This window comes from Oceanobacillus rekensis (assembly GCF_002153375.1).
GTDB lineage: Bacteria > Bacillota > Bacilli > Bacillales > Amphibacillaceae > Oceanobacillus > Oceanobacillus rekensis.
This window is the reverse complement of the sequence record NZ_MTBQ01000002.1, coordinates 564780-578136: the sequence shown is the minus strand read 5'-3', so window position 1 is coordinate 578136 and position 13357 is coordinate 564780. Positions and strand designations below refer to the sequence as shown.

Genomic DNA, 13357 nt, shown 5'->3' with positions numbered 1-13357 from the left:
ATAAATCTTCCCAAAACAAAAAATCCACTCGTTAAGAGTGGATTTTCTATTCATCTATTATTTCACACTACGTACATGACCTGAGAAATGATCTGCCCAGTAACCACTGGTCATATCTGCTACTGCAAGACCAGTTGAGTTTTGTGCTCCGATAAATTTACCGTCGCCAAGGTAGATACCAACATGTCCATTTGTTTTATACGTGTCGAAAAATACAATATCACCTGGTTGCATATTACTTGCAGATACTTTAGTACCCGTCCCAGCTAATGCGGTCGTATGTGATGGGATGGAAATGCCAGCTTGTGCAAATGCCCATGATACAAAACCGGAACAATCAAATCCGCTCGGTGTTTTGCCGCCCCACACATAAGGAGTACCTAAGTGCGAGAACCCTGCATTGATTGCTGTACTTAAGTTTCCAGAACCTGTATTCGAACGTGTAGTCTTTTCTTTGCTAGAAGTAGTACCTTCCGTACTTTCTTCGCTAGTCGTAGCGACTGATGCACTTGCTACAGTTGTCTCAACAGCCGGTTCACTTGCAACTGTCAAACTTGCTTTAACATCTTGTTCCAATGACGCAAGCTTGGAATCTTCTAGTTGTAGTTCATTTTGTAAAGCCAAAATTTTCGTCTCTTTATTTTTCAATTCTTCTTTTTTACTCTCATTTGCAGCTTTTTGATCTTTAATTAATGCAAGCATTCCATTCAATTCAAGTTCTGTCTCTTTCAATTCATCTAACTTATTAAGAACTGCAGTCTTTTTGTCTTCTACGTCATTTTTATCTTCTTCCTGCTGTTTCATTAATGCACTGTCAGATTCTGTAATTTTATTAACTGCAGAAACACGAGTAATGAAATCACTGAAACTTTGCGAACCAAAAATCACTTCCAAATAGCTGATTTCCCCTCCACTTTTCTGGTAGGATATAGCGCGTTCTTTAAGTATCTCATGACGTTTTTCGATCGCTTCTTCTAATTCAGCTATCTCATCTTCAAGTAGTGCTACTTCATTTTCTTTTTCCGAAATATGTACTTTCGTGTCGTCTAATTGTTCTTCGTTTTGTTTTAATGCATCGGTTACTTTTTCAATTTCTTTATTCAATTTATCAAGATCTACTAAAACATCTGCAATCTGACCTTCAGCATCTGATAGATTTGCTTTTAATGTTTCTCGCTTTTCCTGAATTTCGGTTTGCTTATTTTCTAATTCTTGCACGGATTCTGCTTGGGTAGATACAGTGAATAAAGTACTACCTAAACCAACCACTGCTAATGTAGTTAATGTCATTAATGTCTTTTTCAACTTTCTTTTCCCCGCTTCCATTCTCACACCGCAAAGCTCTCTATATGTACGTTAGTTATTTTAATTTTGCAGTTTTATTGATAGTTTAATAATTTATACTTTTTCTAGGCAATACGTAGTATAGCATGGGAAAATGTCATGCGTATTATGATAATGTTACAGTTATATTTCAAATATGACATAAAACGTCTTTTTTCGTTAAAAAATGTCTATCCATGATGAATGGATAGACATTTTTTAAACTATCTTTCATTTTATCTTGTAAATTGTTCTGCTTCTGTGGAACCTTTAAGTGCAGTAGTTGAAGATGTTCCACCAGAGATTGCTTGTGCCACTTCGTCGAAATAGCCTGTTCCTACTTCACGTTGATGACGTGTCGCACTATACCCATGCTGTTCGCTGTCAAATTCTGCCTGTTGTAGTTCAGAATATGCTGCCATTCCCTCATCTTTATATTTCCGTGCAAGTTCAAACATACTGTGATTTAGTGCATGGAATCCAGCCAATGTTACAAACTGGAATTTATAGCCCATCTTGCTAAGTTCATTCTGGAAACTAGCAATCTCTTCTTCTTTCAATTTACTTTTCCAGTTAAAGGATGGTGAACAATTGTAAGCCAGTAATTTATTCGGATAATGTTCATGAATGGCGTCTGCAAACTTTTGTGCCTCTTCGATATTTGGCTCAGACGTTTCACACCAAATTAAGTCTGCATACGGTGCATATGCCAAGCCCCGTGAAATGGCCTGATCGATTCCAGACTTTGTTTTATAAAATCCTTCTGTCGTACGTTCACCTGTTAAGAATGGTGTATCATATGGGTCAACATCATTTGTTATCATATCGGCTGCATTCGCGTCTGTTCTAGCTATAATGATCGTTGGCGTTCCCATTACATCAGCAGCAAAACGTGCAGCAATCAAATTTTTAACAGCATTTTGTGTTGGTAGTAATACTTTCCCACCAAGATGACCACATTTTTTCTCCGATGAAAGCTGATCCTCAAAATGAACTGCTGACGCTCCCGATTCAATCATCGACTTCATCAGTTCAAATACATTTAGCTGGCCACCAAACCCTGCTTCTGCATCCGCTACAATCGGAGCAAACCAATCAATCTCTTCATTTCCTTCTGAATAGTGGATCTGGTCGGCACGCTGGAGTGCCTGATTGATTCGTTTCACTACGTTTGGCACACTGTTTACTGGATATAGACTTTGGTCTGGATACATTTGTCCTGCGGTATTTGCGTCGGCTGCCACTTGCCAACCACTTAAGTAAATAGCTTTCAATCCAGCTTTCACTTGTTGAACCGCTTGGTTTCCGGTTAGTGCTCCCAATGCATGAACATAGTCCTCCGTATTGATTAAATTCCACAGCTTTTTAGAACCTCTTTCAGCAAGTGTATACTCTATGTCGAGTGACCCGCGCAAACGGATTACCTCTTCTGCATTGTACGGACGTTCCACCCCTTCCCAACGATTATCATTTTCCCAAGTCTTCTTTAATTGTTCCACACGATGATTAGTTAACATTATTTATTCCCCCTTTTATTAATTGGCCATAAGCAGGTACTGTTAAAAATTCTGTGAAACTATCCTGTTTAATAAGACTAGTAAAAAGTGCTATCGCCTCTTTATAATGACCTGCTTCATAATAATCGGTTCCAACCTGTCTTTCAATCTTGTTCATTTCTTCATCCATAATCTGTTCAACTAAGTTAATCGTTACCTCTCTTCCATCTGAAAGCATGCCTTTTGGATGCCTAATCCATTGCCAAACCTGTGCCCTCGAAATTTCAGCTGTGGCTGCATCTTCCATTAGATTATTGATTGGTACCGCGCCACTTCCGGAAAGCCATGCAGCAGTATACTGTATACCTACATTAATATTTGTGCGCAGTCCTTCCTCCGTTATATCTCCTTCAGGTACTTCTAAAAGGTCATCAGCAGTAATTGCAACATCTTCACGTTTATTGTCAATCTGGTTAAGTTGTGGCATTTCTTTATCAAAAATATCCTTTACAAGCTGCACCATCCCTGGATGTGCAACCCATGTTCCGTCATGCCCATTACGTACTTCTCTTTCCTTATCTGTACGTACTTTATCAAATGCTGCCTTGTTTGCTGCCTCATCATTTTTCACAGGTATTTGTGCCGCCATCCCACCGATAGCTGATGCATTGCGTCTATGACATGTCTGGATTGCTAGCAGTGAATAAGAATTCATAAATGGAACAGCCATGGTTACCATAGATCTGTCCGGAAGAATTACATTCGTATCATTCTGGAATTTTTTAATGAAACTGAAAATGTAATCCCACCTCCCACAGTTAAGCCCTGCAGAGTGTTCTCGTAATTCGTAAAGAATTTCATCCATTTCAAATGCAGCTGTTATTGTCTCAATTAATACAGTCGCTTTAACAGTACCTTGTGGAATACCAAGTTCATTCTGAGAAAAAACAAATACATCATTCCATAAACGGGCTTCCAGATGGTTTTCCATTTTGGGAAGATAGAAATATGGACCTGTTCCTCTTGCAATAAGTTCTTTTGCATTATGAAAAAAATAAATACCAAAATCTACTAGACTTGCTGACATCGATTTCCCATTAATCCGAATATGTTTTTCTTCTAAATGCCATCCGCGAGGGCGGATAATTAATACAGCCGTTTCATCCTTTAACACATACCTTTTTCCATTGTCAGCCGTGAAGTCAATCGTTCTTCTAATTGCATCCTGTAAATTCAGCTGACCTTCCATGACATTTTTCCATGTTGGTGATGTTGCATCTTCAAAATCAGCCATAAATGTTTTTGCCCCAGAATTCAGTGCATTAATTACCATCTTTCTGTCAACAGGTCCCGTGATTTCAACTCTGCGGTCCTGTAGATCTTTTGGCAGCCGATCAATGGTCCAATTGCCTTCTCGAACTTTTTTTGTTTCTTCAATAAAATTCAGTTGTTTTCCTTCATTTAATTTCTGTTGAATTTGTTGCCTTATTTCCAGCAAATTTCTGCGTCGCTCATCAAAATGCTGATGAAGTTTCCCTATAAAATTCAATGCTTCTGGTGTTAGAAGTTCTTCATACTTTTTTTCATGTTCAATTTTTATTGTTTCGCTTTTTATTAACATATGGTAATCTCCTTTCTCACTGTTATATTATAACTATTACTTTTTAATATTGTTATATAACAAGTAATCCAAAAAAATATTAGTCCTCTTTCTTTGACAGACAATAATCACACTCCATTGTATAGCTCTTGGAGTCGACTTCCTTTCCACACTCTGGACAAGATACCTTTTCATATTTTTTCATATTATTTCCTCTCCTTTTTATATAACAGCTGTTATAAAATTTATTCTGTTATTGAACAGTTTATGCCATCTATTTTAAGAATGCAACCCCTTTTTTCTGAATTAATTGAAAATTTATAAAAAAGGTCTGGGATTCCACCCTACGATGCTGTAAATCTTTCGATAGACGTTCAATGATCCAAATGTCTTTCGAATTATTTTGTTTCTTCGATAAAGTTTAGTTGTTTTACTTAATTTAATTTCTGTTGAATTTGTTGCCTTATTTCCAACAAATTTCTGCGTCGCTCACAAAATGCTGGTGAAAATTTCCCTAAAAAATTTAATGTTTATGGTGTAAGAGGTTCTTTATACTTTTTTTCATTCTCAACTTTTATTGTTTCGCTTTTTATTAAGCATCTGGCAATTACCCTCTAGCCTGTTATATTATAATAATCACTTTTATCTATTGTTATATAACAAGTAATCCAAAAAAATATTAGTCCTCTTTCTTTGACAGACAATAATCACATTCCATTGTATAGCTCTTGGAGTCGACTTCCTTTCCACACTCTGGACAAGATACTTGTTTATACTTTTCCATCTTAGTTCCCTCCTCCTTTTATATAACAAACGTTATATTATCTATCCTGTTACACAACAGTTTATGTCATCTATTTGAAAAATGCAACCCCTTTTTTGAAATTAATTGAAAATATTTTAAAAACGTAGGAGAATGGGTTAATAGGTTCGTATAATCAATTTAGAATAGAGGTTGTATGGTGAGGAAATTTAAATTTATTGGTAGCAGGGTTGGTAAAACAGGTGTAGCTGTTTTCCTGACTGCTCTCCTATGTGATTGGATTGGCTGGCCGCCAGTATTTGCAGTCATTACAGCAATCGTTACTGTGGAGCCGACAGCCTCTGCTTCCATTCAAAAAGGACTTGTCCGTTTTCCAGCATCTGCAATTGGTTCTGCTTTTGCTGTACTATTTATATCCCTTTTTGGTAATTCAGCACTCACATATGCCCTTGCCGCTGTATTTACCATTGCTACTTGTTTTAAACTAAAGCTACATACTGGTTTACTTGTTGCCACATTAACATCTGTTGCCATGATTGATGTTACGCAGAGCAATCTCTTGGTCGCTTTTTTTACAAGATTGGGGACTACTACGATTGGGCTTGGTGTTTCAACTGTGGTCAATATGTTTATCCTTCCACCAGATTACAGAGATGATATATCAAAAAACGTCAAGAATATTAAAGTAAAAACTGGGTTACAGATTAAAAATATTTTTGAATTTATCTTAAATGAGAAACATGAAAATACGTCATCTGTGCAAGATGATTTAAAGAAATTGGATAAGGACATTAACCAAACGGAAATGCTAACTCGCTTTCAAAAGGATGAGGCTATATACCATCCATTGTTAGAAACCGAGAAGAAAGAATTTCAACACTTGCAAAGTCAATTGGGTAATCTAAAATTAATTCAGCATCATTTAAGTAATCTTATTCATAGTCCGATTATCCATCTATCTTGGACAGAGAGTGAAAGAAACATCATTTTAAACGCGGTTCAGGAACTCGTCCACAGTTTGCAAGACGAGACATCGTATAACGCGGAAATTCATGCGACACGTCTTAAGGAAATTACAACCATATTTTGGGAGGATAATGAGGAAATCACAAAAAATAATGACATTCATCCGACGAACTTTCCACCTGAATTGATTATTTTATATGAACTGGTGTCCATTTATGACCTAGTAGATGAGTTCTATACTTTAACATAAAAGGATAGCCTATAATGGCTCTCCCTTTTAGTTTACGAGATTATTTTTAAATGCATAAATAACTGCTTGTGTCCGGTCTTGTACTTGAAGTTTCCCTAAAATATTACTTACATGTACTTTTACAGTTTTTATGGCAATAAATAGGTCATCCGCTATTTCCTGATTTGTTTTTCCTTTAGCGATCAACAGCAGAATTTCCTTTTCTCGTTCTGTCAGTTGATCATGAAGCAGATCTTCCGGTTTATTGCGCATACGGGTCATTATCTTCCCTGTCACTTCCGGTTCCAAAATGGATTGACCACCATAGGTTGCCCGAATTGCTTTTGCAATTTCACTAGCTTTTGAGGTCTTTAACATATAACTCGTTGCTCCGGCTTCAAGTGCAGGATATACCTTTTCATCGTCGAGGAAACTTGTTACAATGATAATTTTTGCTTCTGGCCATTGTTCAATGATCTGCCTTGTTGCTTCAATTCCATCCGTTTCCTTCATAACAAGATCCATTAAAATAATATCCGGTTTCAATTCCAATGCAAGCTTTACTGCAGGTGCACCATCATCCGCTTCAGCAATAACGTCGATATCTGGCTGGGCGGATAGATATGCGGAAACACCAATCCGAACCATCTCATGATCATCTGCAAACAATACGTTAATCATCTAACGCTTCCTCCTTTCTCAGGACCGGGACTTTTACTTCCAATCGGGTTCCCTCATTTGGCAGGCTGACAATCTTGAAAGTCCCCCCTACTTCATATGCACGTTCTCGCATATTTTGCATTCCGTATGAACTGGTTTTTGCCTTTTTCATATCAAAACCAATTCCATTATCTTCCACACGTAAAATAATAGTTTCGTCCCGTTCGATTAACAGGATATTCAATGTAGTCGCTTTGGCATGCCTTAATGTATTGGATATCGATTCTTGTAATATACGGAACAACTGATCTTCTACCCCTTTATCAACCGTAAATGCTTCGACCTTTGTTGCAATCTCCATTGGAACTTTTTGTGTAAGTTCCAGTAAAAGCTCCTCCACACCTTCCTGAAGTGACTTGCCTTTTAATGCAACAGGTCTGAGATGTAATAGTAATGCACGCATTTCCAACTGAGACTGGTGGATCATTTTCTCAACCATTGTGAGTTGGTGTTTGAGAGTTGCATCTTTTGGTGGGTTTGTTTCATTGATTGCAGACATCATCATGGAAGCTGCAAACAATTGCTGGCTGACCGAATCATGCAGCTCCCTTGCCAGGCGATTACGCTCCTGCACTACAATTTCCTGGAGACTTTTCTCCCGTTCATGAGCCCTTTCTGTTGCAAGACGCTGGGCATGTTCGGCCTGGTTTCTAAACTTTTCCTGTAATTGATCGATGCGTAACTGGATACTCACTAGTTCTTTATAAGACTCCTCATCCTCTGATACTTTTTGACCTTTTACCATTTGATCAAGCTTACGTTCAACTGCATGCAGACGTTGTTTCCAATACCAACCAAGGGAAAGTCCGATAATGGTTCCTACTGAAATTACGATACCAAAGAGCCAAACAATGTATGATACATTCCCAAATTCACTATTCCAAATAGCATTCCAATTCGAAGGAGGAAAGAATAAGAATGTTACCCCTATAATAAGCAAAGCAAATAATATGCTGAACAAAACGGAAGTTATAATGTGGCGTACAACAGTATTCATATTCGCTTCACCTCAATATCACCAGAAAATAATGAGGTAATAATTTTCACTCGCTGTTTGGATGTATCGTAATTGGCTGTCTGATAGAATAGCGATTTATTCATCAATTGTAAGTGGTGCTTTCCCAGTATATATCCCCGTCCAAACATGGAACTGTGGTGGATGCTGACCTCTACTTCATAGGGAACGTAAATTTCAATATTTCCTACAAGATGGCGAATCGAAATGACAGCTGTATCATTTGGAAGAACAGTATTACTCAAATCAATGACACGATCACCAAAAGCACCATGTATATTAATATCTTTCCATTGATAAACGGTATCATCTGTTATTTGGTCATCGAAAATCGTAGGCCTAAACAATGGATCTATTTCAATGAGTGTTTCTTCCTTTATTTCACGACCGGGCAGGATTGGTTCATATTGTTTCGCATTCTTTTTTGACTTAGAATAGTTCATTACGAATAAAACGATAGCTGCAATAATCAAGAACCTGACTGCCAGTAAATTTAATACAGCAAATACAAGACTGACTAAAGATAACCAGAAAAGAATTTTCCCCCATAATCGATTAAAATACTTCCAGCCGATGTACGTAAATAGAGCGGAGAATAAAGCGGGGATAATGGTTCCCCCGTAGAAGAAAGCTATTTCAAAAATAAAGAGGATCACACCAATGATCAAGATCCAGTTAAAATAGTCTGTTGATAATCGTTTGAACATGTTTGTGACCCTCCTTTTTCTATGTAGTCAAGGTATTTATAAAGGCGCAGATTATTCTGCGCCTTTATAAGTATACCATGGTTTTTATCTTTTCTGTATCGGGTGAAAGGAAGCTTTAATTTGCCTGTTCGTTCAACTCTTTCTCAATCTTCGCAATTTTACTGTCGAAAGTACTTCTGTAATAGGAACTGTTTACTTTGTATTCCAGATTCTCAATATATTGCTCCATCTCGGCAAATTTAGAAAATGGCTTATCAGATGTTTCTTCAACTACTCGATTAATTTGATGGTTTGCCTTAGCAATATTTTCGCGTCCCATTAATTCCATACGACGTAGATGCATGTCTTTTAATCTGTGTTTCATATCTTCGTATTTTTGTTCAAGGTTTTCAAGCTGCTCAATTGCCTCTGCGCGAGAAGCGTTCATACGATCTGCACGAACCTGATATTCTTCATGTTCTTTTACAGCAAACGCATGCATCCCTTCTTCCCCGGCCTTTTCAGCAACTGCTGCTTGTTTCAAACGTCTATCAGCAAGGTCTTGTGCTTTCAAATATTCTCTTGAAAATTCCTCTTTTAATTTATATTGACGATCAATCAATTTTCTTACTTTTTCCTTTTCTAGTTCGCTTTGACGCAAATATTGATTTAAAGCCGCAATTGGATTTTTCTGTTCCTTTTTATCCAGCATGTTATGAAGGTCTGCTGTTACCGTTTCTTTTATTCTTGAAAAAATATTTGTTGACATATAAATCTCTCCTTTTATTTTAGTGCTTTTAAGCATCGCAATTGATGTAATCTACGACGTAACTTAACTTTAAGTTTTTTTCCGAAGACGAAGCTGTTGCAAGTGTAGTAAATGTCAGCAATCTTCTAACTAGCTTTGGATACAGGTGACTTCTGCGGAAGTTTAGGCATCGGTAGGACGGGTAACCGCAGTCCCAATCTTTTAGAAAAAAGCCTATGTTAATTATCTATTTAATTCTGCCCATTGACGTTCAAAGTTTGTAAATGGATCATCATCTTCTTCTACTACAGAAACTACCGAACTTTCTTCCTTATTCCAGTTTTTATAAATTAGGTAAAGCACGTATGCTGCGGCTACACCAATGACAGCAAATAGATTGGAAAAAGTGATACTTAATACGATTAATCCAACAACTGCCCACCCAATTTTACTTACTGTTGAATCGCTCTTGACAAATTTCTTAAATACTACGTAAAGTAACCAGACGCTTAGAGCAAGCAGTGCCATCGGGCCAATATTAGCCAGCAGAATGAACAATGCAACAAGCCCCAATATAAACAACATGAATTTCTTCAATTTATTTCCTCCTTTCTTTATCCTGATCTAATCTTATCGTGAAACCAAAAACCTCGTAACGAACCACAGATATATTTCCAACTAAGCCCCAAGGCGTATTTACATCCACTCCCTGAATTTCGATAAATTATATGTATGTACAAAAAAAGGAAGCAATGGATAGCCCAATAGGCTCCATTACTTCCTTTTCCTTTTTATAAACCAAATGATACAAACGAGAAATCCAAGAATAATCAGCAGATATATAATCGATGAATACACATCCATGAATCCAAGAATATCTTGCCAATTTTCTCCTAACACAACACCAAGCGTTATAAGAATTATATTCCATGCGAGCGTTCCGATAGTAGTGAATAATAGAAATAACGAGAATTTCATATTAGACATCCCTGCAGGAATAGAAATTAAACTACGTATCAGTGGAATCATCCGGCAAAATAGTACTGTCCAATACCCATATTTATCAAACCAGACATCTGCTTTATGAATATCTTCTTTTTTAATCCGGAGAATATGACCCCAACGGTCGACAATCTTCTCCAAACGTTCTACATCTAATAGCAATCCAATACAATATAAAATCATCGCACCGATTACTGAACCGAGTGTAGCTGCAATTAAAACTCCGATTACCGTTAATTCGGTATATGTAGTAAGAAACCCACCGAAGGGAAGTACGATTTCAGATGGGATCGGTGGAAAGACATTCTCCAACGCCATCATCAGGAATACTCCTAAGTAGCCGAATTGTTCCATTATATCAGTAACCCAATTTTGCATAATTTCCTCCAAATAAATTAGTTGTCTACTCAAATATATAATAATGCGGAGGGAAGTATGACAAACAGCTATTCACTTAATTTAAATTCTTCTGCCAACAACTGATACGATTTTTCCCTTGCTTCATAACTATGTGTAATCGTTACAATCATAAATTCTTCTGTTCCATATTCTTCTTGAAGTTGTTCAAGCTTGTTTCGTATCCTTGTCGGGTCCCCAATAATTTGGTTATGATTCATTTTTCGTAGCATTTGCAGATCTTCATCATTGTAAGGATATTCCATTGCTTCCTTCACAGTGGGCACACCACTTTTACCCTCACCTTTAGACTGTAAAATCTTCCACAGCATATTGCTTTTTGCAAGTTCCCGAGCCTCTTTATTCGTTTCCGCACAAATGACAGAAACAGCAACAAAAGCTTCGGGCGTCTTATTTATATGATTTTCATAATAACTTTTCATAATATCTGGACCATTTTCTTTACTCATAAAATGTCCATATACGTATGGCATTCCCTTTTCCGCAGCTAATTTGGCACTCTTTCCACTTGTTCCGAGAAGCCACGGAACAGGGGGAGTATCTGGAACCGGTGCAGCTGTGACATTGGAAAACATTTGATCTTTTGGAAAATCATGATGTATAAAATGTGTTAGGTCATCTATCAACTCCGGCATCTTACGTACTTTTTCCAGGAAGTTTCCAGCAAGTGCAATAGAAACTTCGGCAGATCCACCAGGTGCCCTTCCTAAGCCAATATCAATTCTTCCAGGATACAACGTCGAAAGTACATGATATCTTTCCGCAATATTATACGGTTTATAATTAGGCAAGAGGACTGCACCAGAGCCTAAGCGGATATGTTTTGTCTTGGAACCGATGATACCTAAAAGAATATCTGGAGCGGGACTTGCCAATCCATCTAGGTCATGATGTTCTGCAACCCAATACCGTGTATAGCCTAACTCATCGGCGAACTTCGCCAATTTAATTGTTGCTTCCAAGGCTTCCTTGGCTGTACTCCCTTTTGAAACAGGTGCCTGATCTAAAATACTAAGCTTCATCCGTATTCCCTTCCTCCTTCATTGCATCGACGATTTTCTCTGCAGCTCTTCGGTAATAATTACTCATACTTGAAAAGGTCGCAACAAGCAATACTTGTTCCAAATATGTGGCATCATCATTATCAAGTTCTTTCACTTCATTCTCGATTTCTTTCCATTGCTCTCGGACATCACTTTTGAACATCATACTATTCTGTGCCATTACATTCAGATAGCATTGATATAACTGCTGCAGATCGAACTCCTCATCTGTTATTTTTGCATTCAACTGTTCAAGTGTCATCTTCACATCATTAATCGATAATGAGCTTTTCATCTGATAAATCATACTGATCAATATCAAATGTTCTTTGGAATACTTTTTATTTTTAATAGGAAAGAAGAGTTTTCCCTTCGCATAGTTATTAATCATTGTTTTTGTTAAAATTTTTTCATCATCATTTCGTTTAGAAGAGCCAAATTTATCTTCAAATAGCTGGATAACCTGATCCATATATAAGTCAAGATTTGGTATATCCTCCAATAATAAGTGATTATCGATGTTTAGTGATTCCATTAATTTATTTTTATTCTTCATTATTTATCTCCAATTATTAAGGTAACTTACATTATATGTCATATGATTTACAAAGTAAAACATTGACTACATCATATAGTTAATATAATATGTACATATAGTTTTATAAACTACATAACAATCTAAGGACGTGGGATTATTGAAGGCGTATATTCGTGAACCAATTAATGCATTGACACATTTATTCGGAGCGATCATGGCAGTCATCGGACTAGTAGCTCTTGTTATGAAAGCTTCCGCCACAACAGATAATGCGCTGGCAGTGGTAGCTGTTGCTATATTTGGGGTAAGCATGATTTTACTATATTCTGCCTCAGCAACCTATCATACGGTGATAGCGAAAGATAGTATCATTGCATTTTTACGAAGAATTGACCATTCCATGATATTTGTATTGATTGCAGGGACATACATACCATTTTGTCTCATAAGCTTAAATGGTGTTACAGGTTGGATATTATTTGGTGTTATTAGTGGACTGGCAATAGCTGGAGTCACCTTCAAATTAGTTTGGTTTCACTCTCCACGTTGGCTTTCTACTTCACTTTACGTGTTAATGGGTTGGATAGTCGTTTTCTTCAGTGGTTCCCTTGCTCCCGAAATTGGGACGAATGGAATGATTTTCTTAATCATAGGTGGTCTTTTCTATACGATCGGTGCGCTTATTTATTGGTTAAAACCAGACTTTCTATCATTTAAGCTTTTTGGATTCCATGAGATTTTTCATATATTTATTTTATTTGGCAGTTTGTTTCACTTTATCTGTATTTATGGCTATGTTTTATGAATGAAG

Annotated in this window: 14 protein-coding genes; 2 read left to right on the top strand and 12 right to left on the bottom strand. The window is 37.1% G+C overall.

Features of this window, described 5'->3' with window-relative positions; translation table 11 throughout:
- Positions 1-57: 57 nt before the first annotated feature.
- The 4 genes from BV906_RS06685 to BV906_RS19635 form a co-directional block, all read right to left on the bottom strand.
- Entirely contained in the window at positions 58-1305 is a 1248-nt protein-coding gene (locus BV906_RS06685; RefSeq protein WP_245843950.1) for a C40 family peptidase, read from the bottom strand.
- Between the two features lie 254 nt (positions 1306-1559).
- Entirely contained in the window at positions 1560-2840 is a 1281-nt protein-coding gene (aceA, locus tag BV906_RS06680; RefSeq protein ID WP_087972650.1) for an isocitrate lyase, read from the bottom strand.
- The gene (gene aceB, locus BV906_RS06675) at positions 2830-4440 is read right to left on the bottom strand and encodes a malate synthase A (RefSeq protein WP_087972649.1); all 1611 of its coding nucleotides are present in this window, start codon (positions 4438-4440) and stop codon (positions 2830-2832) included. The genes aceA and aceB overlap by 11 nt, the downstream gene beginning before the upstream one ends.
- A gap of 658 nt (positions 4441-5098) precedes the next feature.
- On the bottom strand, positions 5099-5203 hold the full coding sequence (locus BV906_RS19635; protein WP_217896382.1) for a YhfH family protein: 105 nt from the start codon (positions 5201-5203) through the stop codon (positions 5099-5101).
- A 175-nt stretch (positions 5204-5378) separates the two neighbouring features.
- On the opposite strand from BV906_RS19635, the gene BV906_RS06670 reads away from it, so the two are divergent.
- A complete protein-coding gene (locus tag BV906_RS06670; RefSeq protein ID WP_342744361.1) occupies positions 5379-6398 on the top strand; it encodes an aromatic acid exporter family protein in 1020 nt (339 codons plus the stop codon).
- A gap of 27 nt (positions 6399-6425) precedes the next feature.
- Here the strand turns inward: BV906_RS06670 and BV906_RS06665 are convergent, their stop codons facing one another.
- From BV906_RS06665 to BV906_RS06630, 8 genes are all read right to left on the bottom strand, one after another.
- Positions 6426-7058, bottom strand: coding sequence for a response regulator (locus tag BV906_RS06665; protein ID WP_087972647.1), 633 nt, complete (start codon positions 7056-7058; stop codon positions 6426-6428).
- Positions 7051-8094 carry a sensor histidine kinase gene (locus tag BV906_RS06660; RefSeq protein WP_087972646.1) on the bottom strand — a complete coding sequence of 348 codons (1044 nt, stop codon included), beginning with the start codon at positions 8092-8094 and terminating at the stop codon, positions 7051-7053. Before BV906_RS06660 ends, BV906_RS06665 begins: the two co-directional genes overlap by 8 nt.
- Positions 8091-8819: a cell wall-active antibiotics response protein LiaF gene (gene liaF / locus BV906_RS06655; protein ID WP_087972645.1), complete on the bottom strand. Its 729-nt coding sequence runs from the start codon at positions 8817-8819 to the stop codon at positions 8091-8093. The genes BV906_RS06660 and liaF overlap by 4 nt, the downstream gene beginning before the upstream one ends.
- A gap of 115 nt (positions 8820-8934) precedes the next feature.
- On the bottom strand, positions 8935-9567 hold the full coding sequence (locus BV906_RS06650; protein WP_087972644.1) for a PspA/IM30 family protein: 633 nt from the start codon (positions 9565-9567) through the stop codon (positions 8935-8937).
- A 222-nt stretch (positions 9568-9789) separates the two neighbouring features.
- The gene (locus BV906_RS06645; protein ID WP_087972643.1) at positions 9790-10143 is read right to left on the bottom strand and encodes a lmo0954 family membrane protein; all 354 of its coding nucleotides are present in this window, start codon (positions 10141-10143) and stop codon (positions 9790-9792) included.
- 177 nt (positions 10144-10320) lie between these two features.
- Entirely contained in the window at positions 10321-10926 is a 606-nt protein-coding gene (locus BV906_RS06640; RefSeq protein ID WP_087972642.1) for a DedA family protein, read from the bottom strand.
- Between the two features lie 68 nt (positions 10927-10994).
- Entirely contained in the window at positions 10995-11987 is a 993-nt protein-coding gene (locus BV906_RS06635; protein WP_087972641.1) for an LLM class flavin-dependent oxidoreductase, read from the bottom strand.
- Complete coding sequence (locus BV906_RS06630; protein WP_087972640.1) at positions 11977-12564, bottom strand: DUF1836 domain-containing protein; 588 nt, start codon at positions 12562-12564, stop codon at positions 11977-11979. The genes BV906_RS06635 and BV906_RS06630 overlap by 11 nt, the downstream gene beginning before the upstream one ends.
- 139 nt (positions 12565-12703) lie before the next feature.
- Between BV906_RS06630 and trhA the strand changes: the two genes are divergently transcribed.
- Positions 12704-13351: a PAQR family membrane homeostasis protein TrhA gene (gene trhA, locus BV906_RS06625; protein WP_087972639.1), complete on the top strand. Its 648-nt coding sequence runs from the start codon at positions 12704-12706 to the stop codon at positions 13349-13351.
- The last annotated feature ends 6 nt before the right edge of the window (positions 13352-13357 follow it).